Source organism: Paenibacillus sp. PCH8 (assembly GCF_002968835.1).
Classification (GTDB): Bacteria; Bacillota; Bacilli; order Paenibacillales; family Paenibacillaceae; genus Paenibacillus.
Genome location: NZ_PKQK01000004.1, coordinates 31725 through 56653, shown reverse-complemented (window position 1 = coordinate 56653; position 24929 = coordinate 31725). Strand labels below are relative to the sequence as shown.

General features: G+C 45.9%; 18 protein-coding genes and 2 pseudogenes. 3 read left to right on the top strand and 17 right to left on the bottom strand.

Annotated features, from left to right (window positions below; translation table 11 throughout):
- Nucleotides 1-63: 63 nt before the first annotated feature.
- The 6 genes from C0Q44_RS21960 to C0Q44_RS21940 all read right to left on the bottom strand — a co-directional run bounded on the left by C0Q44_RS21960 (nucleotide 64) and on the right by C0Q44_RS21940 (nucleotide 9390).
- Nucleotides 64-2496, bottom strand: a complete 2433-nt coding sequence (locus C0Q44_RS21960; RefSeq protein WP_105409378.1) for a glycogen/starch/alpha-glucan phosphorylase — start codon at nucleotides 2494-2496, stop codon at nucleotides 64-66.
- A 517-nt stretch (nucleotides 2497-3013) separates the two neighbouring features.
- Nucleotides 3014-4117, bottom strand: a complete 1104-nt coding sequence (gene glgD / locus C0Q44_RS21955) for a glucose-1-phosphate adenylyltransferase subunit GlgD (RefSeq protein ID WP_105409377.1) — start codon at nucleotides 4115-4117, stop codon at nucleotides 3014-3016.
- Nucleotides 4118-4143: 26 nt separating this feature from the next.
- Nucleotides 4144-5313 (bottom strand): glucose-1-phosphate adenylyltransferase, encoded by a 1170-nt coding sequence (locus C0Q44_RS21950; protein WP_105409376.1) that lies wholly within the window; start codon nucleotides 5311-5313, stop codon nucleotides 4144-4146.
- 625 nt (nucleotides 5314-5938) lie between these two features.
- Nucleotides 5939-6067: a hypothetical protein gene (locus tag C0Q44_RS31195; protein WP_258166495.1), complete on the bottom strand. Its 129-nt coding sequence runs from the start codon at nucleotides 6065-6067 to the stop codon at nucleotides 5939-5941.
- A gap of 141 nt (nucleotides 6068-6208) precedes the next feature.
- The gene (locus tag C0Q44_RS21945; protein WP_105409375.1) at nucleotides 6209-7360 is read right to left on the bottom strand and encodes an iron-containing alcohol dehydrogenase; all 1152 of its coding nucleotides are present in this window, start codon (nucleotides 7358-7360) and stop codon (nucleotides 6209-6211) included.
- 335 nt (nucleotides 7361-7695) lie between these two features.
- A complete protein-coding gene (locus C0Q44_RS21940; RefSeq protein ID WP_105409374.1) occupies nucleotides 7696-9390 on the bottom strand; it encodes a M3 family oligoendopeptidase in 1695 nt (564 codons plus the stop codon).
- Between the two features lie 614 nt (nucleotides 9391-10004).
- Here C0Q44_RS21940 and C0Q44_RS21935 point away from each other — a divergent pair.
- Together C0Q44_RS21935 and C0Q44_RS32045 are read left to right on the top strand one after the other, a co-directional pair.
- Nucleotides 10005-10760 carry a hypothetical protein gene (locus C0Q44_RS21935; protein WP_146113496.1) on the top strand — a complete coding sequence of 252 codons (756 nt, stop codon included), beginning with the start codon at nucleotides 10005-10007 and terminating at the stop codon, nucleotides 10758-10760.
- A 107-nt stretch (nucleotides 10761-10867) separates the two neighbouring features.
- Nucleotides 10868-11089, top strand: coding sequence for a cation:proton antiporter regulatory subunit (locus C0Q44_RS32045; protein ID WP_483874455.1), 222 nt, complete (start codon nucleotides 10868-10870; stop codon nucleotides 11087-11089).
- A gap of 104 nt (nucleotides 11090-11193) precedes the next feature.
- Here C0Q44_RS32045 and C0Q44_RS21925 read toward each other — a convergent pair whose 3' ends face one another.
- Nucleotides 11194-13956, bottom strand: a complete 2763-nt coding sequence (locus tag C0Q44_RS21925; protein WP_181151127.1) for a PAS domain S-box protein — start codon at nucleotides 13954-13956, stop codon at nucleotides 11194-11196.
- Nucleotides 13957-14146: 190 nt separating this feature from the next.
- On the opposite strand from C0Q44_RS21925, the pseudogene C0Q44_RS21920 reads away from it, so the two are divergent.
- Nucleotides 14147-15060 (top strand): annotated as a pseudogene (locus C0Q44_RS21920) (protein-glutamine gamma-glutamyltransferase).
- Between the two features lie 185 nt (nucleotides 15061-15245).
- Here the strand turns inward: C0Q44_RS21920 and infC are convergent.
- The 10 genes and pseudogenes from infC to C0Q44_RS32040 form a co-directional block, all read right to left on the bottom strand.
- On the bottom strand, nucleotides 15246-15737 hold the full coding sequence (gene infC / locus C0Q44_RS21915; protein WP_105409370.1) for a translation initiation factor IF-3: 492 nt from the start codon (nucleotides 15735-15737) through the stop codon (nucleotides 15246-15248).
- 126 nt (nucleotides 15738-15863) lie between these two features.
- A complete protein-coding gene (locus tag C0Q44_RS21910; protein WP_105409369.1) occupies nucleotides 15864-16796 on the bottom strand; it encodes a manganese-dependent inorganic pyrophosphatase in 933 nt (310 codons plus the stop codon).
- 397 nt (nucleotides 16797-17193) lie between these two features.
- Nucleotides 17194-17517 (bottom strand): (2Fe-2S) ferredoxin domain-containing protein, encoded by a 324-nt coding sequence (locus C0Q44_RS21905; protein ID WP_105409368.1) that lies wholly within the window; start codon nucleotides 17515-17517, stop codon nucleotides 17194-17196.
- 108 nt (nucleotides 17518-17625) lie between these two features.
- On the bottom strand, nucleotides 17626-18351 hold the full coding sequence (locus C0Q44_RS21900) for a metallophosphoesterase family protein (RefSeq protein ID WP_308737464.1): 726 nt from the start codon (nucleotides 18349-18351) through the stop codon (nucleotides 17626-17628).
- 114 nt (nucleotides 18352-18465) lie between these two features.
- Nucleotides 18466-19473 (bottom strand): LLM class flavin-dependent oxidoreductase, encoded by a 1008-nt coding sequence (locus C0Q44_RS21895; RefSeq protein ID WP_105409366.1) that lies wholly within the window; start codon nucleotides 19471-19473, stop codon nucleotides 18466-18468.
- Between the two features lie 245 nt (nucleotides 19474-19718).
- Nucleotides 19719-21656 carry an LTA synthase family protein gene (locus tag C0Q44_RS21890; protein WP_105409365.1) on the bottom strand — a complete coding sequence of 646 codons (1938 nt, stop codon included), beginning with the start codon at nucleotides 21654-21656 and terminating at the stop codon, nucleotides 19719-19721.
- Nucleotides 21657-21734: 78 nt separating this feature from the next.
- Nucleotides 21735-22787, bottom strand: coding sequence for a putative PEP-binding protein (locus C0Q44_RS21885; protein ID WP_105409364.1), 1053 nt, complete (start codon nucleotides 22785-22787; stop codon nucleotides 21735-21737).
- The gene (locus C0Q44_RS21880) at nucleotides 22745-23215 is read right to left on the bottom strand and encodes a hypothetical protein (protein ID WP_181151125.1); all 471 of its coding nucleotides are present in this window, start codon (nucleotides 23213-23215) and stop codon (nucleotides 22745-22747) included. Before C0Q44_RS21880 ends, C0Q44_RS21885 begins: the two co-directional genes overlap by 43 nt.
- Nucleotides 23194-24132, bottom strand: coding sequence for a PEP/pyruvate-binding domain-containing protein (locus tag C0Q44_RS21875; protein ID WP_105409362.1), 939 nt, complete (start codon nucleotides 24130-24132; stop codon nucleotides 23194-23196). The genes C0Q44_RS21880 and C0Q44_RS21875 overlap by 22 nt, the downstream gene beginning before the upstream one ends.
- A gap of 259 nt (nucleotides 24133-24391) precedes the next feature.
- Nucleotides 24392-24640 (bottom strand): annotated as a pseudogene (locus tag C0Q44_RS32040) (fibronectin type III domain-containing protein); the annotation flags it as partial.
- Between the last annotated feature and the right edge of the window lie 289 nt (nucleotides 24641-24929).

The following is a 24929-nucleotide window of genomic DNA, read 5'->3' as shown; positions in this document are numbered from 1 at the left end:
GCTCTTGTGAACAAGGGGCCTTGAATTGATTTCATTTAGAATTGAGTTGACACCAAACTATTCTTAACCTTTCCAGTTCCCAGACACCGGATGAATGCTCCATATGTCCGTAGCATACTCAGTAATGGTGCGATCACTGGAGAATATGCCGGAATGAGCCGTGTTCAATACGGCTTTCCGGGTCCAGCCCGGAATATCCCGATAAGCCTTGTCAATGGCAGCATGAGCGTCTGCATAAGCAGCAAAATCACGCAATACGAAGTATTCATCACCATGGGCAAGCAGCGAGTCATAGATATCCCAGAACTCCCCGTCACGGTAGCAGAATGCACCCGGATGCACCAGTTGCTCTACCACCTCACGGATGCGTTCATCATGCTGCACGATCTCATTCGGACGATAGCTACCGGAACGATAATACTCCATTACTTCGTCTGCACGCAGACCATAGATGAACATGTTCTCTTCTCCAACCTGCTCAGCCATCTCGACGTTTGCCCCATCCATTGTGCCGATCGTTAAAGCGCCATTCATCATGAACTTCATGTTACCTGTTCCCGAAGCTTCCTTACCGGCGGTTGAGATCTGCTCACTAACGTCCGCAGCCGGAATGATCTTCTCTGCAAGCGAGACCGAATAGTTCTCCAAGAAAAACACCTGCAAGCGGCCATTCACAGCAGCATCCCGATTCACCGTATCTGCAACGGTGTTAATCAGTTTGATGATTTTCTTCGCAAAATAATAACTTGGTGCAGCCTTAGCTCCGAAGATAAATGTGCGCGGCACCATATCAAACGAAGCATCATTCTTAAGTCGGTTATACAAATGCATGACATGCAGAATGTTCAGCAGTTGCCTTTTGTACCCATGTAACCTCTTCACTTGTACATCAAAGATGGAATCCGGGTTCACTGCTGTTCCGGTATGATCCAGAATATAGGCTGCAAGGCGCTCCTTGTTATTCCGCTTAATCGAACGGAATTGCTCCTGGAATGATGTATTATCTGCGAAACCTGCCAGCTGATCCAGCTTGCCCGGCTCCGTGATCCATTTGTTACCGATCGTATCCGTAATTAGATTCGACAGTTTCGGATTGGCATGCATCAACCAGCGGCGGTGGGTAATGCCATTCGTCTTGTTATTGAACCGCTCTGGATACAGTGCATAGAACGGAGCCATCTCGCGCTCTTTCAGAATCTCGGTATGCAATGCAGCAACACCATTCACACTATGACTGCCCACAATCGCCAAATGTGCCATACGTACCTGGTCGTTCGCAATGATCGCCAGATGTTCAGTACGTTCCTGATCTCCCGGATACAGATCCAGCAGCATGCCACAGAAGCGTTTGTTGATCTCTTCAATAATCATATAGATCCGCGGCAACAACTTACTGATCATGGCTACAGGCCATTTCTCAAGCGCCTCACTGAGCGTTGTGTGGTTGGTATACGATACGGTACGGGTCGTGATTTCCCATGCTTCGTCCCAACCATAACCTTTATCATCCATCAGGATACGCATCAGTTCCGGAATAACCAGCGTTGGATGCGTGTCATTAATGTGAAAAGCTACTTTCTCCGGCAATTGATCATACGAAAGCTCCAGCTTGTTGAACGTGCGCAAGGCACTCTGTACGCCTGCTGAACACATGAAGTATTGCTGCTTCAATCGCAGTAGCTTACCTTCATACTGAGAATCATCCGGATACAAAAATTCCGAGATCGATTCAACCGAACGACTGTAATCCAGATAGCCGTAGTAATTCGAAGGGGTGTCAAGTGAAGTCTCCCGCTTCGGTTCGGCACTCCATAACCGCAATGTGTTCACATGAGGTTGACCATATCCGATGACAGGCACGTCATAAGGAACGGCTACGACCGATTCGGCATCCTTGGTAACAAATTGATAATGCCCATCCTGTTCATGAGCTTCCACCCGGCCCCAGAACTGAACTTCCACCTTTTTGTCCGGACGGCGTACTTCCCATTCATTGCCTTTATCCAACCAATTGTCAGGTAATTCCACCTGGTTGCCATGAATGATTTTCTGTTCAAACAAACCGTATTTGTACCGAATGCCACATCCATGTCCCGCATACCCGAGGGATGCCAGTGAATCCAGGAAACAGGCAGCGAGTCGTCCCAGACCTCCGTTACCGAGTCCGGCATCCGCCTCCTGTTCCTCAACCTCTTCCAACGAGAAGCCCAGCTCAGCCAGACTGTCCCGGACTAACTCCAATTCATTCACATTGAGCAGATTGTTACCGAGCAGTCGTCCAATCAGGAATTCCAGCGAGAAGTAATAGACCTGTTTATCCTGACGCTGCTTGAATCCCTGATTCGACGCTGCCCAGTCCTGACCGACATATTCGCGAATCATGCTTCCGAGTACGTGATAGACATCTTCCTGTGTTGCTTCTTCAATTGGTTTACCCAATTTGCCGACCAGATTCCGCTGAAAGATGCTCTTGAACGTTTCTTTATTGTCAAACAAAAGTAGGTTCCTCCCGGTGAAATCCTGTAGGTTGATGGCGGTTCATACACGTCAGTACTACGTTTGCTGCAAAGTGGCCGTTAGGTTACGAATCGTTCTTATGATCGCTGTTGTCTCCAAATTTTCTTGATTACCTATATATATTGAACTAAATAATATTCACACTGGCCACTCCGATGACAGAATAACCTTCCGATCGCTGTTATCCCCAGATTTTTTTGATTCCTTTTTTAAAAAGGGAAAATCTGGGGATAAAGGCGAACGCTCCGCTTCTTCAGGTTCTTTCTGTCCTCTCCGTTTTGTGTAAATGTTTAAGTTGAATTTATATAGTAAAAGGTTGAAATTTGGAGACAATATACGCTTCTTCAGAATCGATTTCGTTCCCTTCACTACGTTTGCATGCTGGTGAGAACTTTCGAAGATACAATTTATGCGTCGAAAATGTACGAACCTCAAATCCATCCTACAGGATTTTTTATTTTATATATTTATAGAAGATATCGGTTACGAGCGGGTATTAGATAATAGTACTTTTTGCTAAAATATATGGATTCGACGGGTCGCCGATCAGCGTCTGTCCTCCGGTCAACCTCACGTCTTTATCGAGAATGACATTCTCAAGTACTGTTCCTTCACCAATGTAGCATTTCTGCATGATGATGGAGCCTTTGATCTTGGCACCCTTCGCCACCTGTACACCACGGAACAGAATACTATCTTCCACCTCTCCACCCACAATGCAGCCATTCGCGAGCAGTGAATGTTTGACATCAGCGGTATCCAGGTATTTGGCAGGGGCTTCATATTTAATCTTGGTCTGGATGGGATCTTCCTTGAACAGTTGTTCGTACTGCCCTGTATTCAGCAAATTCATGCTGTTGCGATAATAACTGTCAATTGAATTGATCACTGCGTGATAGCCATCATATGCATACGCAGCGATCTTCAATCCATCCGGATTCTTCTGAATCACATCCCGGAAGAAATGGCTCTCGCCATGATCAATGCAGCGCTGTACCTGGCGCAGGAACAATTCCTTTTCCATGATAAAAATTTCTGTATATATATTCGAGTGGTTGGCGCTTTGGTGAATGTCCACCACATTACCGTCTTCGTCATGATCCACTTTGACACAAGCATCATGTTCAGGCTGCAGCTGATCCACTTTTTTGCAGACCAGCGTAACGTCCGCCCCTTTGCTTATATGGTACCTGTAGACATCCTGAAGGTCCGCTTTGGTCACGTGGCGGCTGCCCGCATGTACGACGTATTGTCCTGCCCCTCTGCGGAAGAAGTCCAGATTGTTATGAAAATGCTGCAAATCACCCTGTGAGGTATCCGTTGGGTCGTTCCAGTCCGGTGGCAAAATAAACATGCCTCCATGTTTGCGATCCAAATCCCACGGCTTGCCGTCTCCCAAATGATCCATCAGCGAGCGGTACTTACGGCGGACAAATACGCCAATACTCTCGATTCCCGCATTCATCATATTGGATAGTACAAAATCAATCAGACGGTAACGCCCGGCATAAGGCACCGCGGCTCCGCAGCGAAAGTACGTCAATTCCTTCAATTCCTCAAGCTCATGGTCAAGGTTAATAACTCCGATCAATGTTTTCATCGCATGCACCGTCCTTTGGGCTTAGATTAGATCTTGCTCGTTATTCCCTGGCGAACCTGACGTTCCAATTCTTCCTGATCTACGAGCAATATATCACTCTCATCTCCCGGTGCAGGCGAGATCTGTGTTCCATCAGGGATAACCAATCCTTCTGAGATAATGGCCCGGTGAATGCGCACATTCTGCCCAATCTTCACCCTTGGCATAACAACCGAATCTATTACAGCGCTGTTCTCTCCGACTTCAGTTCCGTAAAACAGGACCGAGTGATTGACCTCGCCATGTACCATACTGCCCTCACTAATAATGCAATTCCGCACCTTGGCCGAAGGTGAGATGTATTGTGCGGGCTGATTCGGATTGCGTGTGAAAATACGCCAGTCCGGATCATTCAAGTTCAAAGGTGCCTCTTCGTCCAGCAGGTCCATATTGGATTCCCAAAGACTATTAATGGTACCCACGTCTTTCCAGTACCCTTCGAACGGATAAGCATATAAGGATTTTTCATTTTCAAGCAGCAAGGGAATAATATCTTTACCAAAATCATAGGAAGTGGATGCTTGTTGTTCGTCCTGGATCAGGAATCGTTTCAGTACGTCCCACTTGAAGAGATAGATACCCATGGAAGCAAGCGTGCTCTTGGGCTCAGGAGGTTTTTCTTCAAATTCATAGATGCTGTAGTCATCATGCGTGTTCAGAACCCCAAACCGGCTGGCTTCTTCCAAGGACACATCAATGACCGAAATCGTGCAATCCGCATCTTTATCTTTGTGGTACTGGAGCATTTTCTCGTAATCCATCTTATAGATATGATCCCCTGACAGAATGAGCACATGCTCGGGATCGAATTGTTCAATAAAGTTCAGGTTGCGGAAGATCGCATCCGCTGTTCCCCGGTACCAGTTACTTCCGTCTTCACGTTCATGAGGAGGTAGTACATATACCCCTCCATTTTTCCGGTCCAGATCCCAGTCACTGCCAATGCCTATATAAGAATGAAGGACAAGCGGTTCATACTGGGTCAATACACCCACCGTATCAATTCCCGAATTGGAGCAGTTACTCAGTGGAAAATCAATGATTCGGTACGTGCCTCCAAAATATACAGCTGGTTTAGCCAGTGATTTGGTCAATCCTTTTAACCTTTTACCTTGCCCTCCGGCAAGCAGCATCGCTACAACTTCTTTTTTCGCCATCATTACAGCCTCCTTCACGTGCATTCGTTCTAATTCATTTCAGAGCCCATAATCGATATTTTGTTGTGTGGACACCGTTGTTATGATTAGGAGCATACTGCACAGATGTGTAAACAGATTAAGGAAATCAATGAGATTGCTACTAAACGTCATTCGTGTGATACCCATAATAATGATGATGATACATGTGTAGAATGGCCTAGATTGCCTTACAGAGGTGAATGGTGGATGCAGAGCTTAAAGTGTAGCTCGTGAACAATGGAATAAACAACTCCTATTTACCATTAAACACGAAACGGACTGGGGAATCTTTCAGGGACCTCGACTTGAAATTTAGGTTGGATTATATCCTCTCTCAAGTCACTGCCACTTATAATGGGTATTCGCTAAATAAGAGTAAAAATCCTTTTGGAAAAGTTATGGTAAAACTATGACACATCTAGACCTTTGAGCCTATAAAATCAACAATAAGGGTCTTATGAATCAGGAAACGGGAATAAATCCATCCATTTTTAGGGGATTAAATAGAATTGTATCGAATCGAAAGAGTACATACTAACAAATATAAATTATTTGGCCTGCCGCATTGTTCAGAAGATGTTTAGCAAGATGTTTAGCAAAATGTTTAGCAAGATGCTTCAGCATCCAGATTGGTCTGCGGTGCATACAGATCCTGACCGTAATCCACCATGTGAATCGTATCGGGATTGACAATCCCACAGCTGTCTCCTCCTGAGTGGAAACCAGATTGCACACGGCATGGGTGTACAAAGGTCCAGTTCTTCGGTAACTCCTTTAATGAAAAAAGTTTGTACTAACAAATGAAAAAAAAGTCGCTTCATTAGCGACTTTCAGAGGCATCTTCTTCTTGTTTCTCGAATCTGAGTGTACCTGTCTATATAATTTTGCGGAACAGCTCCATCACTTCATCCTTGGATGGTTGGTACGGATTACCTGGTGCACAGGCATCTTTCATCGCATTGTCAGCCAGCAATTCAACATCAGGGTCCTGTACGCCGAGTTCAGACAGCTTCTCGGGAATCCCTACTTCCTTCGCCAGCTGCCGAATAGCTTCAATGACGTAATCCGAGCATTCCTCGTCACTTCGCTCTTTCACATCCATTCCAATCGCTTTGGCAATATGACGGAATTTGCCCGGCACATGCTTCGCATTCATCTCCTCTACATAAGGCAACAACATGGCATTGCACACGCCATGTGGCAGATCGTAGACTCCGCCCAGTTGATGTGCCATCGCATGCACATAACCGAGACCTGCATTATTAAAAGCAATCCCGCCAAGGAAACACGCATACGTCATATATTCACGTGCTTCCATATCCGTGCCGTCCTTCACCGCTCTTGGCAAATATTCAAAGATCAATTTAACCGCCGCAGCAGCCGTTGCACTGGTCACGGTAAATCCGCCGGGTGTAACCATTGCTTCAACGGCGTGGGTTAACGCATCCATTCCTGTAGCTGCTGTAAGACTTGCAGGCTTGCTCAGCATCAACTCTGGATCATTAACCGACAGGGAAACCAGACTGTTTCGGTCCACCATCACCATCTTCACTTTACGTTCCTCATCTGTAATCACGTAGTTAATTGTCACCTCACTTGATGTGCCAGCCGTTGTGTTAAAAGCTACAAGTGGCACGGACTTATGTTTCGATTGATGCAATCCTTCATATTGACGGATATCTCCACCATTAGCGGCTACAATGCCAATGCCTTTGGCGGCATCCTGCGGTGAACCTCCACCTATCGATATAATGGCGTCACAGCCATAATTCTGGAATACTTGAAGTCCATCATGTACATTCTGACATGTTGGATTAGGCTTAACCTCATCATATACAATATAGTCTAACCCGGCTTTCCTTAATGTAGACAGTACTGGCTCGGCTACACCCGAAGCAATCAATTGACGGTCACTTACGACAAGCGCTTTGCGGATACCCATCTCTTTAATCAACTGCCCTGATTCCTGTAAACATCCTCTACCCATCAAGTTCACGGGCGGAACATAATATGCATGTGTTGCCATTTGAACCAGCCTCCTGTAACCCCTGATTTACTATCTACATTGTAACTGAATCCGTTTTCAGATATAGTGAAATAAATCACAATAACTCGGATAGATGTTACACTTGCCTTGAAATTCATTACGATAATGTTCGTTTTCCATATTGCAAAAAGACAGCCCGAATACCCTAAGGTCTCCAAGCCGCCTTGATGTTTGAAATTCCATTTGACACTTCGTTTCGCTCTTTACCACTTCATCATGTACATTAGTTGTGTTCTAACAACCGTATCATAAGGTTTACTTTATTGACAGAGAGCCACAACTACCGCCCATCTGTAACGTGTCATGACTTATAATTACAGCGCCTTATCGTCCACGCCATCAAGCCATGCTTCAATCTCGCCAATCACGGAGGAGACACAACCATCCTCGAACGGAGAATTCAATCCGGCCAGTTCAACCAATCCCGTGAAGGACAGGCTTCCACCTGCTTTGCACAATGTCAGATAGTCGGCCCAGGCGGACTTCATGTCTTCATTGCTGCGTTTCCAGAACTGGAATGCGCAGATTTGTGCCAAAGTATAATCGATGTAATAGAATGGCGATGAGAAAATATGACTCTGTTTATGCCAGAATCCACCCTGCTCCAGATAGGCGTTATCCTTGTAATTAATGTGTGGCAGATAGATCTTCTCAATGTTGCGCCATGCCTGCTTGCGCTCTGCTGGTGTCGCATTCGGATTCGCATACACAAAGTGCTGGAATTCATCCACAGCTACCCCGTACGGAATAAACAATAGTCCAGAGGACAGGTGATCAAACTTATACTTGTCTGTATCTTCCTTGAAGAACAGCTCCATCCACGGCCATGTGAAGAACTCCATGCTCATGGAATGAATCTCCGCTGATTCATACGTCGGCCAGTTATATTCAGGCACTGCAAAATCACGGCTCTCATATACCTGGAAAGCATGTCCTGCCTCATGCGTTAATACGTCAATGTCGCCAGATGTACCATTGAAGTTGGAGAAGATAAACGGCACTTTATAATCGTTCAGGAACGTGCAATATCCGCCGCCCTGTTTGCCTTTTTTGCTAACCAGATCCATAAGCTCGTTGTCGGTCAACATCTGGAAAAATGCATCCGTCTCTGGTGATAATTCAGCGTACATTTTTTTACCATTATTAATAATCCAGTCTGCGTCACCTTTGGGTGTTGGATTACCTGTCTTGAAGCTGAATCCCTGATCATAAAAATACAGCGTATCCACATCAATCCGGCTGCGTTGACGTTCTCTGAGCTTCGTCGCAACAGGTACAATGTAATCCCGAACTTGTGCGCGGAATTTGGATACCATCTCTGCATTGTAGTCCGTGCGGTTCATTAGATCATAAGCAAGTTCCACATAGCTTGGGTATCCCAGCTTCTTCGCAATCTGTGTACGCACCTGAACGAGTTCATCGTAAATGCGGTCGAATTCAGCCTCATGTTCAGCCATGAAGGTGTATCTCGCTTCCGAAGCACGCTCTCGCATGGAGCGATCCGTGGACAGCTCAAATGGATGAAGCTGTGGCAGCGTGCGCTCTTCACCTTCAAACGGAATTTTGGCTGAAGCGATTAACTGGTTGTATTCCGTGGAGAGTTTATTCTCCTTCTGCAGGTCTTCAATAATTTCTGGACTGAATGTTTTCAGTGAGTTATCCGCAAGTTGGAACAGCTGTGAACCCCATTTCTGTTCCAACTCGGTGCGGAATTTGGAGTTAACCAGTGCGCGGTAATAATCCGTGATGTATTCCTGAACAATCGGCGCGTTCTCATCCAGAAATTCATTTTCTGCCTTGTAGAACTCATCGTTGGTATCGATGGAATGACGGATGTAGACCAATTGTGCCTGCGTCTCAAAATCACTGCGTAGCGCATTAATCTTATCCATATATCCACTCTGCTCATCAACCGTAACCGATGCCTCGAAACCGCTCAGCAGATCATGGAAAGATGTCTTGATATGTTCCAGATCGGGACGTGTATACGTATACTCACTAAATTTCATTTATGTACACCCTTTCCTGTTTGGCAAATTTCGGGACTAACCCGAGAAGCTACCCCCTATTATACAAAAGAGCAGCCTAAAAATCCCATTTATACGAAAAATATTTGTCCATCGGTCAAATTTTGCAACTTCACTGGTTATATAGATTACACGACAATGTAAGGTCGAGCATCGAAAGATGCTCCTCCAACACAAATAAGCCCGCCTCGCCTTAGCGAAGCCAGCTTATAGGCTTGTCTTCTGTTTTACAATGTAATTATTACTGGCTTTGATCTTTGTCCATAATCTGATAGAACCAGCCCATTCCGACCATGCCCACGACCATAATAACAGCCATAATAATGATATATGTCATGAATGTAACCCCCCTGCTTCCGTATATTCAACATACTACTTCTAGTTTACACGTTGAACCCCCGTTTGAATTGACCGAACATTGACAAAAATACGAAATCTTTAATTTTAATCAAAGGTACGTTCGATTTATAGACAGTATTCCGCATCAGATGACTCTACATCCCTCCCTGCCGCTCTCCTGTTAGCATCCATTAACTATCCAGTGTATACTATACATCTAAGAATTGGATGGATTTAACACAGAAAGGTTGAAAGACATGTCGACTCACAGCCCCTTACGTCAGCTATTGCTCACTGCTATGTTAATCCTTATGTTATCTATTTTATCCGCTTGTGCTGATGGAGAAGCCCATGTCACGGTGAATATGGATGGATCATCGGACCTGGATCTGAATCTTCGTGTAACAGACTCCGCCCTTGGCAAGATTGGACAAGATAATCTCTTGCCTCTGCTCGCAGATACGTTAAGACGGAACAACTTCGAGGCCGAGGTTACCGATCAGGGAGATCAGACACAACTGACAGCGGCAACCCATTATGAAAAAAGTAATACGACCGGATTCAATACTTCCAAGTTACCTCAAGGCATCAAAGTTGATCAGTCAACTACACCAGGCTTCTTCACCTCCAAGCTTCACATTACCGCAGAAGCCGACGTGATGGAATCCATGCCAGATGGAGAGATCAAAAATCAGATAAACAAGGTTCCTGGCTTCCTCAAAAGCCTCTTGTTGAAGGATGTAAACTTTGACTTCAAGTTGACTTTACCTATCAAGGCAGCCGATTCTAACGCCGACCAGGTAGAAGATGGGGGGAAAACGCTTATTTGGCACGTTTCACCACTGCAGATGAATAAGCTGGATCTGACTGTACAGGTTCCCAATATCCGCAATATCATCCTTATTGCTGTCCTTGGATTTCTGCTGATCCTGACTCTAATCATCTGGTTTTTGGTTCGCCGTAGACGGACCAGACCGCGTGAAAATGCAAGACCACATCGCGGAAAACGATAATTCCGTAACACCGATATTATTTGTGACTTGCCAAACGGTGTTATGGATAGTAGAATACATCCGTACTGTGTGAACGGTTAAATTTTGAATTCAGCTAAGCTAAAGAGGTGACAGGTTTGAATATCCGAGAATGCCCACTACCTGGTATCGGAGTTAAGTACCAGTTTGATACTAAAAGTGGAAATAAGTTAGTCATTATTGTACACGAAGACGGACGCCGTGAATTATACTCCGTTGATCCCAAAGACAACGAAGAATTCACTCTGATTGCAGAGTTAGAAGATGACGAATGCGTAACCCTCTCCGGATTAATCGGAGGATGGTCCTGATTGTTGTCAGGAACCCATTTCATGGATTGAATGACAGAATAACCTGCACCTTGAACTCAAGGCGCAGGTTATTTTTCCGTTATCGTCTGTAGTTTGTGTCAGGTTCAGCCATGAGCCGTGTCAGCTATTCTTTGAGAACGGATATACGGAACCCATGTATTTAGTACGCGGCTAATCTCCGTCGAATGGAACGGCTTGCTTATGAAGTCCTGCATACCACATTCCAGGCATTGTTCACGGTCACCTGCCCCTGCAAAGGCTGTAATCGCAGCAATGACTGGTATTTCCGGATGAGTCTGCCGAATGGTGCAGGTCGCTTCAATCCCATCCATAACCGGCATCTGAATATCCATAAACACCAGATCATATTGGACTTTATTCAATGACTCGACAGCCTGTGCACCATTCTCAACAATATCACATACCCCGCCAAATTTACGCAGCATCTCTTCCAGCAGATGACTATTGACCGCTTGATCTTCGGCAATCAAGATTCTGATGTCACGGGCAAGACTTTCTCGTTCCAATGGCAATTCTCCATTCACGACTACCTCGATCGGATCATTGCTTTCCTCTCGCCAACGCTCAAGCACCAAGGTGAATTGAAACTCTGCACCCTCACCAATCTCACTCTGTACACCAATGGCTCCGCCCATTAACTCCACCAGTTTCTTACTGATGGCAAGCCCCAGACCTGTTCCACCAAACTTGCGATTGATAGCCGGATCTAACTGTGAGAAGGATTGAAACAATTGATGTTGCTTCTCTATTGGAATGCCGATGCCCGTATCCTTCACCATAAACGTTAACATCAGGTGGTCCGGGCCATGCTCCTCTGAGAAATTAACGCCTACGCTCACTGTAATCCTGCCTTGTTCTGTGAACTTAACCGCGTTACCCACTAGATTAATCAATATCTGCCGTATTCGTGTCTCATCCCCTCGAATACGTTCTGGAATCTGATCCGACATCTCACAGTAGAGTTCAATATTTTTCTCAGAGGCTTTGAGCGCAAATAGCTCGATCACCCCACCCAGCATCGCTTTCATATCTACAGGTGAACGCTCAAGATCCATTTTCCCAGCTTCGATTTTGCTAAAATCCAGAATTTCGTTCAAAATGTACAACAGAGACTCGCCGCTGTCAATCATGATCTCTGCAAAACCTTTCTGTTCATCATCCAGCTCGGTTTCCATTAACAGATGGGCCATGCCCATTATGCCGTTCAATGGGGTACGAAGCTCATGACTCATGATGGCCAGGAACTCAGACTTTGCCCGATCAGCATGCTCTGCTGTCTCCTTGGCACGTATGATTTCCTTCACAGATGTCATATCCCGAAAAACAAGTACCGCTCCGCGCGTTCTACCCTGATCCATAATCGTCTTCAACTGGAACTCAGCCAGGAAACTGGACCCATCCTGCCTCCAGAATATGGATTCCGTACGCGGCAGGTTTCGTCCCTCACGTACAGCATGCAAAACGGGTGTATCTTTGGATGGATAAGGGATGCCTTCGCTTTGCATTTGGCTCATCATCTGTTCAAGCGGTTTGCCATTCATTTCACTTGGACAGATATTCATCATCTCTGCTGCGGCAGGGTTGGCAAAATTCAGGTTCCCCTCCAAGTCTAGTCCAATAACGCCCTCAGACATGCCATTCAGAATCAGTGCTCTTTCATAACTTAAATTCTCAATTTCTTCGACGTAACGTTTGGCCTCTGTAATGTCACTTGTGATCCCATACACCCCAACAACTTTATCTTCTAGTATAATGGGAACATTGATGACACTTGTCTCAATTCGCTGGCCATCTTTGTGTATCAAACCTATCTCATAGCTCTGTGCAGTACCTCTCACCGTCTCCTCAAAATGATACCGGGTCTTATCCAAATCCTCAGGATCAATGAGATGATCAAAGGGACGACTCAGAAGTTCCTCTTTGGTGTGTCCTGTCATTTGTTCCTGACCCACATTAGCCTTCAGCAAATTCCCTTCCAGATCAAGAGAAGCCACGCCTAGCGGGTTACAGTCAAACAAGGATTTGTACTCTTGCAAACTTAACTCTTGTTGTTTGCTCGCTGTGATATCACGGGTTACCGCGACCATCTCCGTCAAGTTACCTGCCTTGTCATATACATAATGGGTAATGGTATCTGCCCATAGCGTAGATCCATCCTTATGCTGAAGACGATAACTGATCCGTTCAGGAGCCAGACCCTGCATCTGCTCTTTCACGTAGGCTTCAACGATAGGTATATCCTCGGAGTAAATACAGAATATGCCCGACCGACCTACAACTTCATCCGGTTCATAGCCCAGCATGCTTCTGCATGCATCTGACACATATTTGAATGTACGTTGAGGATCGGCATCATGTATAGCGATCAGGTCAAGTGAAGACTCCGCCAGCAAACGAGAAATGCGGCTGCTCTCTTCCAATTGCTTACGCTGCACAATGAGGCGTTCCTCTGCATCCTTTTGTTTTGTAATGTCTGCAGCCTGTACCAACAAGTATAATGGTTCACCATTCGTTTCATCTCTTACAATGCAGGCTCTGATCGTTGCCCATAATAGTGAACCGTTTTTTCGTTTTAAGCGAACCTCTGTCTCATACATCGGGCGTGTATCATGGGTCATTTCCCAGAACTTTCTGCGGAATTCCTCCATTAACAAATCTTCTTCATAGATCATATCTACAACCGAAATATCAATCAGTTCATCTTCACTGTATGCGAGCATCTCGCAAAATGCCGGATTAAGCTGCAACCAACGTCCATTCACATGAGAAGCGACTGCAATGCCGATTGGTGCATGCGTGTATAATTGTTCAAACAGAGACCGGCTCTCTGTAATTGAGTTCGACACCACATATCCTCCTTTATGAGAATCTGAATGTATTCCGTATGAACAGTTCGACCTGAACATAACTTCATCTATAGAGTACTACCCCAAAAGCCATGATAATTAAACGAAAATCCCCAAAATCTCCGGCATTCATCAACAAGTTAATCGTCGCTACATACGACTTTCATGATGGGCATACCATTTCGCGCACATGGCTTCATATACTACACAATACCCGTGCGCTCCCGATTATACAATGTTAAAATCTGAATACAAGCGGAGGTTATGGATCATGATTATTGTCGGAAATCAACCCATCGAACTGATACCCTCGGAATGGTCTGCTTTTGAATGGCATTGGCTACAACAACTCCAGAATCGTCCAACGAGGTATGTTTACCAGTCCATGGATCATCTTCGTTTTGAATGGAATTTAAGGGGCTCGCTCGTGGAAGCAGCAGAAGGACTGGATCGAAGCGGAGTGAGTTTTGCCTCATTTGATAAATCCCGATGTAATCCTGTTTATTGGAATCGTAATGTAGAAGGTGGGTTCGAATTGAAAGCGAACGTCACCCCTGCCGACGGCATCCGGGATATCTGGAGGAATGGTCACTTATATGCCTTTGAATGTGCAACAGCTACAGTCATTGTGTTATATGGCGGAGTGCTGGGAAGCATTCGTGAAGATGCCTTTAATGACTTGTTTCGGAACTTGTTGCTCTTTGACTGGCATTATGATAGCGACCTGCGATTGACCGAAAAAAACGGTAAAGAAACTGCCCTTCCAGGCGATGTGCTGTATTTCAAAAACCCGGATGTCTCTTCAGAAACCCCGAATGGCAGGGAGAGAACACCATTATGCTACGGGAGAATTGGTATTATGGACACGGCATTGGTATTGCGCGCGGCGAAGATATCATTCGTACCCTGAATCAATTTCGTTTTCCAGGTAGCCGGGTCTCTGCCTATTTAATGGATATGGTGATCTATCCGGACTTCTACTATTTATCCCGTTTCGCCGAGAACAGTCCAGCCCATATTCCTGCCAGATCTACACCTGTATTACCAGGACAGTTATATGTACGTCTTGGTGGCAGCCGCTATTTACGTCAGGATTTAGCATAATTCAATATCAAATGCTCGCGGAATTTATGCAGAATACTCACATAGCTAAAACACAGAAACCAGATGTCATTACACATCGTGCATGGACATGGATAGATATTCCGCGGATGAAGACCCGAATAACTACAAAGCCCAATGAGGTACCATGCCACCTCATTGGGCTACATTTCTATTGATCTAACGCTTTAGGCAATCGGGTCAAGTTGCACAACAACCTGTTTGCCACTTACCTGTACACCCGTTGTTTTGCTGCCGTGTTCACCCAGAGCTTTGCATAATTCTTCTGCCCAGGTCTTGCCAGCAACACCCTCTTTGGCTCCGTGCACCTGAATGACAAGTTTCACCGAATCACCCTTTTTCAGAATGCGCTCTGCCTGAGATTGTTTCGTCTCCCGGTCATGGTCTTCCATGTGCAGGTTCAATCGAATTTCCTTTACTTTGCGTTTCTCGGGAGACTTGCTCCCCTTTTTCTTCTCCTGCTGCGCTTCCTCTCTCGCTGCTCCAGCTCCGATCAACTTGCATGGTGGTGGGCTGGTCATCAAGGACAGACACACCAGATCTACTTTGTGCTGCTTCGCTAGTAGAAGTGCTTCCCGCGTGGGCATGACGCCCAGATCTTCACCATTCAGGCCAGTAAGCTGCACTTCGGCCGCTTTGATCTTTTCATTTTTGATCATGGTTCATCCTCCTGTCTCTACATCAAAAGCCTGTCCTGACCCATTTCGGATCAGAGCAGGCTAGGATGGTGGTGCTAATATGTCCAGTACAATCAACCAACGGAATGATCCGCCGATCCGTGCACTTTAGAGCGTATTGAATGCTTCAGTAAGTACAGGTACGATTTGCGCTTTGCGTGATACTACGCCTTTCAGCAATGCTCTGCTATCAGACAGTGTCACATTATAGGCTTTCTCTACAGCTTTGGTGGATGCGCCATACGCCAAAGCAACGGAATCGTTGTTCAAGATGTCTGTTACGACAAATACGAACAGGTCGAGACCTTTGCTGGAAATGATCGCTTCAATGGCTGCTTCAAGCTCAGGTTGCTTCACGAGAACATCATTCACGTCAACGGCATTAACCTGTGCAATTTCCACTTTGGATTGACCCATGACGAATTCTTTCGCGTCCAGGGAGATCAGTTCAGCAATTGTTTTTTGGCTCAGATCCGCGCCGGCTTTCAGCATGTCCAGACCATAGCTGTCTGCATCTACACCAGCAATGGCAGCCAGTTCACGCGCAGCGGCTACGTCCTGCTCTGTGCAAGTCGGGGATTTGAACAACAGGGAATCGGAGATAATGGCAGACAGCATCAGGCCAGCAATCGGCGCACTCACTTCGATACCATTTTCTTTGTACATTTTATTCAAAATGGTTGCTGTACAACCTACAGGCTCTGCACGGAAATACAGAGGTCCGCTTGTCTCAAAGTTAGCAATACGGTGATGGTCGATGACTTCAACAACAGTCACTTCCTCAATATCGCTTACACTTTGCTGACGTTCGTTGTGGTCAACCAGAATAACCTTGTTTACTTCATTTGCAGCTGTTTTGATCAAACGTGGTGCTGCAGTTTTGAATTGATCCAGTGCAAACTGGGTTTCTCCATTAACTTCGCCAAGACGAACAGCTTCAACGTCCTGACCCAATTTTGTTTTCAAATCCGCATAGGCGATTGCCGAACAGATCGTATCCGTGTCGGGATTTTTGTGACCGAAGATTAACGCTTTTTCCATATTCATAGCCCTCCGTCAATTCTGATTTATATAAGTTTAACCAAAGAATGTTTACACTTGCCACTCCGATGACAGAATAACCTTCCGATCGCTGTTATCCCCAGATTTTTTGATTCCCTTTTTAAAGGAAAAATCCGGTGATAAGCATACGCTTCCGATGCAGCTTTCTTTCAGAAAGCTTTTAGGCGAACGCTCCGCTTCTCCAGCTTTTTTCTGTCCTCTCCATTCTCGTGTAAAAAGTTTAGTTGAACTTATATAGAAAATATATGTCATATTTTAATCATACCCTACTGATTATAGCGCTAATAGGGCTTAATTCCAATCCCTTTACAGCGAATTAATTGCAAATCATTCTCAGGTTGATACTTAGAGAACAGTTCGTCATGATCGTGCAGCTCTAATTCACAGAGGTCTTTGCCACATTGGCAATCAGGTGCTTCTCCAGTTTCTCCCCTTCACACAAGGCCTGAACAAGCGCTCTGCCTGAATCTGGTGTCATTTGACCATACCAGTCACCCTGTGGATACACAATCGTTACGCATGCATCGTCACACTGACTATTGCATTTGGTTCGTGTCGTATGGATGAATCCTCCTGCCTGCTGCTTGAGAATCTCGTCTCGCACCGCCTGAGTTACTTCTTCTCCCTCATTACGCATGCATGTCCCACCATTACAGAGTAAGATGTGATGTTGCAGTTGATCCAGATTATAGATAGCCAAACGTGGTTCATTCCCCTTCAAGTCGATATGATATGTATCCTAAATATTCCATGGTATAACCTTATAAATTAGCATATGAAACCCTGATGCGCAACGAAAACATTAAATTTAAAGTTCTTCCGGGCTCTGCCCTTGCCTTACATAAAAGCTCTGTAAACTGCCATCCTCGTTAATCTCCAGCAAGTTCAGTTGCGCACCATAGGCACAACCACCGTCAATACCAATTTTGTCTCTGTTCGGATCAAACCAGATGCCTGTCTGATCATGCAAATGCTTCACGGGTGTATGTCCAAATACAACTGTCTCTGTAACTCTAGTTGGTCTGGAATAAAATGATTCACGAATCCAGATAAAGTCCCGCTCGGACTGGCTTCTCCAATCCTCAATATCCGGGTTGATCCCGGCATGTACAAAAATATAACCCGGAATCTCGTACACCAGCGGAAGTTGTTCCAGGAAACGAAGATGGTGTTCATAGTGTGTACGTATCCACTTTTTTGCTTCCGTAAAAGCATTCCAGTCGATCTGCTGCTCATCATAAGTTAGATCCAGATAACTTGCTATCGTCTGTAAGCCGCCATTACGAATCCAGTGTTGGTCATATTCCTCCACATCATGATTGAGTGCCTTGACCATCATAGCATCGTGATTGCCTTTAAGTACGATAATATGGTGCTTCTGATGAAGCTCCATAATCTGTTCAATGACCTGTTTGCTACTTGGCCCTCGATCCACATAATCACCGAGCAAAATCAATTCATCCTGTATTGGATTATAATCTACATGCTGAAGCAGTGCATTGAATTCATCGTAACAGCCATGAATATCACTAATGACACATCTACGGATGTGAATCTCTCCTCTCCCTGATCACGCAAGAGTATAACCGGAACCTTGCAAGAGCAAGATTCCAGTCTGTTCAGAGTAGTTATTCCCGCTCGATCACCATTAGTCCTGCTTGAGTCCAAAGGCTTCCGCAATCAGGCTGAATGAGCGCAGACGTGCTTCAAACGAATGAACCGCTGACGCGATAATCACTTCGTCTGCTTCATGACGCTCAGCCATTGCGGTAATTTTGTCTTTTACCTGATCCGGTGTACCCACAATGGAAAAAGAACGGCGCTGACGGATCTGTTCCATCTCCATCGCTGTGAATGGATAGTTGTTCACCGTCTCCAGAGACGGGAAAGAACTTTGTTCAAGACCTCGTCCAAGGCGCAGGAAGAAAAGTTCGTTGCTGCGCGCAAGGTCAGCGGCTTCTTCCTCTGTCTCCGCACAGAATGCCGAGACAGCAATCATTGAATGTGGTTTGTCATTCAGGATAGACGGCTTGAAATGTCTGCGGTAATGCTTCATCGCTTCTTCGCCGCCTGGTGTTCCGAAGAATTGGGCAAACGCATACGATGTTCCTTGTGCCGCAGCAATTCTCGCACCTTCGGAACTGGAACCCAGCAGCCACACTTCCGGTACGGTTGGCACCGATGGTCCAGCTACCAGAGATGCGAACCGATGATCCTCTGGCAATTGCTCGTGGAAATATCCGCCCAGATCCGCAATCTGCTGGGGAAAGAATTGTACATTCGATGATTTGCCTTCGTTCAGCGCTCTGCTGGCAATCGGCATACCACCTGGCGCTCTGCCAATCCCAAGGTCAATCCGTCCCGGATGAAGAGCTTCCAGCAGACGGAAATTCTCTGCCACCTTGTAGGCACTATAATGAGGCAGCATTACACCGCCGGAACCTACCCGGATCTGTTCCGTATGTGCAGCTACATGTGCAATCATCACTTCAGGGCTGGAGAAAGACAACGCACCGCTACCGTGATGTTCTGACATCCAAAAGCGGGAATATCCCAATTGATCCGCATGTTGCGCGAGTTTCACTGTTTCCTGCAACGTATCCTGTACATTTCGGCCTTCATTGATATGTCCATGTTCGAGTACACTCAGTTTCATATATATTCAATCCTCTCGTCTGTTAGGTTCATGTGTTCTTTAAATGTGAGTTCCGCGAATATTACGCGTTCTTGCTCACTTCTTCTCACTTCTTTCTTGCTCTCTACATTGTAACATTAATTATTACAGTTTCAAACTTTAGTTATCCTCTTTATTACCACACTTGTGCAAGAAACATGCAAAAAACGCCACCAGTTCTTATAAACCGGTGACGTTTTTACTTTATTGTATTGGAAAATGTTAAGTTATGGCGCACGTTTCGGTAACAACTTCACATACTCGTCAGACAATTTCATCAGGCTGAGTACATGTTCATAATCGGAACGATACGGTTCCAGATCCGTTACCGGCTCATATGTCTTCAGCGAATAGGCTGTTCCATCATCAAAGCCCGCACCCGGAATAAACATAATGTCATTGTTGACAAATGAACCTGTCGGTAAGTAATACCGAATACCGAAGGCATTATGGTCCATGTTGAGCAGATCATGACCGAAGGCGGTGAACTTCTCATCCTGAAGCGAAACGCCCATCAGATTCATGATCGTTGGCAACATATCCAGTTGACCGCCAGGCTGCTCAATCACTTGTCCTTGGGTCTGTTTCGGCGTATGAATCAGGAACGGGATGTTGAAACGACTTACTTTGCCGTCATAAGGGACGCCCAGATTGGCCTGAATCTGCTGTGTAATCTCTTCGTCAGCAGGCAGACCGAAGTGGTCTCCATAGAGCACTAACGTGGTGTTATCCCACAATCCGTCCGCCTTCAATTCATGAATGAGTTGACCAATGGCATAGTCCGTATAGTTGATTGCTTGCAGATAGTCGTGAAGCAGTTTGTTCGTGATGGTCGCAGGAATCGTAATTCGTGCACGATCAGCAGGAACCGTAAACGGCGAGTGACTCGATGCCGTAATGAACTGAGCATAGAACGGCTGATTCGCAGCCTGATGCGCTGTCATTTTGTCCACACCTACACGATATAACTCTTCATCTGATGGTCCAAAGTCATTGAATCTGTCATTCTCGAAGCTCGGCTTGTCGAAGTAACGAGTGAATCCGAGAGCCGGATACATTTTGTTCCGGTTCCAGAAGGTGACGTCATTGACGTGGTACGTCTCAGACTCATATCCCTCTTTCCCCAATAACTTAGGCAGACTCGGCAGTTCACGGTCACTATACCCTGCTGACATGGGAACAACTCCGGTTGGATAGATAGACGTGTTCGACATGAACTCCGCGTCTGATGTGTTTCCCTGGCCGATCTGTTGGAAAAAATGAGAGAAATAATAGCTTTCTTTGGCCAGATCATTCAGTACCGGCGTTAACTCCTGACCGTCTAATGAAGCATTAATCGGGAAATTCTGAAAGGATTCCAGTTGCAATACAATCAGATTGCTGCCTTTAGCCTGACCAAAATATTTAGCTTTCACAGCTGTTCCGTCACTTGTTTTATCCTGATATGGGTACTGGCTAACCAGCTCATTGATCTTGGCAATCGTTTCGTTAATGTTGCCATTCGCAATGGCCTCATTCTCTTTGCTCGTCAGAATGGCGGACGATACCTGATAGTTCAGGAAACCGAGATTCTCGGCCCGTACTAATTCGTTATCAATCGTTTCACCTTTGACAATGAAACTGCCAGACAGCACGATGCAGAATGCAGCAGTGAGCGCAACGCCGAACTTGCCCCAATATCTACGCTGGCTTCTCCCGAAACTCAAACCGCTATCACGGTAGCTGCTACGGTTACGGCCGCCGGCACGTCTGCGCATCATCAACCATATTGGCAATGCCAATACGATGTCTACAAAAAACAAAAAGTGCTCTGGTCGTACCAGAGGTCCGATGCTGCCCCGCACTTGGGCAACTTGCCCCAGCTCACTGAGCGCAGTATAGGTGGGTACCGAACTGAAATGAACGTTATACAGAGTAGCCGCGAACAGAACCAGAGAAAACAGAACATTGAATCCTCCGTACACTGCTCGCTTCCAGCTTTTGGGCACGATCAGATCGAGCAGGCATACCAGAGTCAGAGCACCCAATGCATCTGTAACGAAACCGATGCCGGACAGACCCTGGAAAAAGAAATATCGCAGCAGTGACAACTTCAGCAACATCAGAATGAATAACACGGCGAATAAGGTCCGTGATGAAGTTCGTTCATTTTTGGAATTATACATGGTCGCTTTCAACCCTTACCCTGAAATTTTACGTTCATTTTACAAAACGTATATTTCAGTATAACAGTTTTCAGGTTGCTATTCCATGGAAGTTCCGTGTAGGACAGGGTGAACGTTACGCAATTGTGGATATATCTGCATTCTGCATGTTCGTGCCGTCTCTCTGCCCTTAATGGCTGCTTGTGCAGCCGCAATTCGTGCATAAGGGATCTGTTCAGGCAGGCAGCTTACGTAATCCAGACCAATACGGTGGCAGAACACAATGGACTCCAGATCAACCACATTCTCTCCACAGATCCCTGTCTTCAGATGAGGTTTTCGAATTCGACCCTGAATAACCGCCATCTCCACCAATTGTCCGACTCCCTCAATGTCCAGCACCTGAAATGGGTTATTCGTTACCGTACGAGAGTCCGTATCGCGTTGAAGGAATCGCTTCTCGGCTTCTTGGCGACTATATCCAAACGTCATCTCTGTCAGCTCATCCGCGCCAAACGAGAAAAAGTCTGCCTGACGAGCAATGTGAGTGGCTGTCAGCGCTGCTCTGGGAGCTTCGATCATCGCCCCCACTCTATAGTGACAATGCCGCTTCTCCTCACCCAGCACTTGGTCAGCCACATGATCCACCAGATCTCTCATCTCCTGTAGTTCATGCACATGACCGATCTGCGGGATCATAATCTCGGGACGTACCCACCAGCCTTGCCGGATGCCTTTCACCGCTGCGCGGAAAATCGCTTCAAGCTGCATATCAATGATTTCCGGGAATACTGTACTCAGGCGACAAACCTGTTGCCAAAGTGTCGGATTGTGTTCGTGCAATTCACTGACTCTGCGCATTACGCGCTCCAGTTCCTCCAGTTCAATCTGACCGTCTCCTTGTTCCTGTTGCTCCTCTGCCTGTAACCACTGGCGCCTTTTCTCCAGCACTTCCAGATCCGGTAACAGTGCATGTAACGGTGAATCGAGCAAGCGAATGGTTACCGGATACCCATCCATCGCTTCGAAGATCTGTTCAAAATCAGACTGCTGCATCGGCAACAGTCGCTCCAACCCACGCCTGCGCTCAGATTCACTATCTGCTAGGATCATTTTTTGTACAAAGGGTAACCGCACGGGTGACAACAGCATGTTCTCCGTCCTGCACAAACCGACTCCCTCAGCCCCAGCAACCTTGCTGTCAGGGCATCCTGTGGTCGATCAGCATTGGCAAGTACCGTCAGCTCTTTCAATTCATCAGCCCATTCGAGCAGTAGTTGCAGCTCCGGTGGAGAAGGTGAACCTGAGTTCTTATAAGCTGGAGATTCATCATTAGTTACTGGCTGGATCTGTATCGGAAGATTTCCAGTTCTCGCTTCTCTGCTAGAATCTGTGTTATGCTTCAACACTTCCGTGATATGCTGAGGCTCGATGCGGAGGAGTGCGTCTTCCTTGGTGATGAGTCCTTCATGCACAAAATCCACAGTACTCTTCAGTGTGGCTGTTGAGGATAATCGGGCGGGCTGGGTCTGCACAACATACAACGCGCCCGAATCAATCACAAAGGTGATTTCCTGCACTTCCCCTTATGCGTCTCCAACTGACTACCTATCTCCAGCAATCGTGCATATAGCTCAGGTTCGTCATTCCGTAAACGCTCCAGACCGTGATCTGCTTGGCTGGTGTTCCCGGTTGGGACGTATTGTCCAGTGATTCCCCTTTCTCCTGTAAGTGGGTTGTGCGTATATATTGTTCCGATCCCACTTGAGTCTCCGCATGTTCCATGTATCATCGTCTGTATAAGAACAGGAGCACCTTGCTCCGAAGAAATGTAATATGGTTTTCGCACGATCTCGTCCTGAGATCTGGATGGTTTAACACGCTGTGAAAGATATACCGCACGTACTGCTTCTTTGAATTGAAGTTGAACATCCTGAGGAAAAGGGGTACGCCCCTTCGCTTCCATTAAATATTTAAATTCCGTAATGGTTAATTCAAGTTCCGCTTCATCTAGACCCTTGACGTGACTCGATATTTCTGTGAAAAATTCAGACGGAATTCCATATACCAGCTGACCATATTCCTTTAAATAATCCAGGTAACATTGGAGTGCATACAACCGATCACCGGTTTGACGTGCGAGTCCTTCCACAGTAACATCATTCAGACCCACATTTAGCAGTGATTGTGTTGCCGTTGCTGATGCTCGATCCTGATCTGTACATACCGCGAGCAGTAGCGGATTCTCCGAATGTCCGAAGAACTTCCCAGTTTGCTGTTCCAGATGCCGGATCGCGTTAACAATCTCTTCCTCTCCTTCACCGGAAAGATGTCCAAGACGGGTACAGAACTCGCGACAGCATTCCGTTGTGACTACAAATCCGGCCGGGACAGACCACCCTGCATGGATAAGCTCTGCAAGATCAGCCCCTTTACTGCCCATTAGCCCTTTCATCTCTGCCGTACCTTCTTCCAACAGAATTACCCGTTTTGTCATTACAGCTCTCCCATCCGCCATTCATGGCTATGCTTGAAGACCTCAATTCCTGCGTTACAGATCAGCCTTCACTCTAATGGTATGTCGCAATCGTACCGTCAAGGACACCCGCTTTCGCATTTTGTGCTCATTGTTCTGTTTTTGTGTAAACGCTACACTAAAATGAGATGAAACAAGCCTTTTGAGTAGTTGTATTGGCTCATTTATCGTAATGAACAAAAAAAGCCCCTTCAGCTAAGCTGAAGGAACTTCACATTTTTCAGTATTCACTTACTTCAAAAGTCAGCACCCGATCAAACAGGATATAATCCTTCCGACTCTTAAATGGCCCTTTGTTGTTGTCGTGTTTATCGATCGCATACGATGCTTTTCCGCTTCCAGCTTGCTTGGCTTCATACCAGTCGATGAAATCATTCACTTCTTTCATACTTAGGTCGAATTCTTTCTCCAAGCCCGTTGTCATGGTGACAACAAAGATGGCACGGTTGGTGGATGGTTGCTCAGGTTGTTCTGGAGTTGTAGGTTCTTCTGGTTCTGGTGTGGTTGGTTGCTCTGGTTCAGAAGTATATGCATTAAATTCAAACACTTTTAACGGTGCACTGGCGTTTGTGTTAACTAGGCTAATTTTACTTACACCCGATGCAATCTCAGGCAGTGTTACTAAAGAACCGTCGGTCGTACTAACTGTAAAATTTCTAACGTACTGTCCTTTACTATCTAACAATTCAATTATGATATTTGTATTCCTATCTGCTTTCAAACGATAAGATATAATAGTCTGCGGGGATTCGAAATCA

Coding starts and splice junctions, on each gene's coding strand:
- C0Q44_RS21935 (WP_146113496.1), top strand. CDS start 10,005: ATGTCGACTCACAGCCCCTTACGTCAGCTATTGCTCACTGCTATGTTA.
- C0Q44_RS21875 (WP_105409362.1), bottom strand. CDS start 24,132: ATGACAAAACGGGTAATTCTGTTGGAAGAAGGTACGGCAGAGATGAAA.
- C0Q44_RS21910 (WP_105409369.1), bottom strand. CDS start 16,796: ATGGAAAAAGCGTTAATCTTCGGTCACAAAAATCCCGACACGGATACG.
- C0Q44_RS21885 (WP_105409364.1), bottom strand. CDS start 22,787: ATGCTGTTGTCACCCGTGCGGTTACCCTTTGTACAAAAAATGATCCTA.
- infC (WP_105409370.1), bottom strand. CDS start 15,737: ATGATCAAAAATGAAAAGATCAAAGCGGCCGAAGTGCAGCTTACTGGC.
- C0Q44_RS21945 (WP_105409375.1), bottom strand. CDS start 7,360: ATGGCAACACATGCATATTATGTTCCGCCCGTGAACTTGATGGGTAGA.
- glgD (WP_105409377.1), bottom strand. CDS start 4,117: ATGAAAACATTGATCGGAGTTATTAACCTTGACCATGAGCTTGAGGAA.
- C0Q44_RS21940 (WP_105409374.1), bottom strand. CDS start 9,390: ATGAAATTTAGTGAGTATACGTATACACGTCCCGATCTGGAACATATC.
- C0Q44_RS21895 (WP_105409366.1), bottom strand. CDS start 19,473: ATGAAACTGAGTGTACTCGAACATGGACATATCAATGAAGGCCGAAAT.
- C0Q44_RS21950 (WP_105409376.1), bottom strand. CDS start 5,313: ATGGCGAAAAAAGAAGTTGTAGCGATGCTGCTTGCCGGAGGGCAAGGT.
- C0Q44_RS21890 (WP_105409365.1), bottom strand. CDS start 21,656: ATGTATAATTCCAAAAATGAACGAACTTCATCACGGACCTTATTCGCC.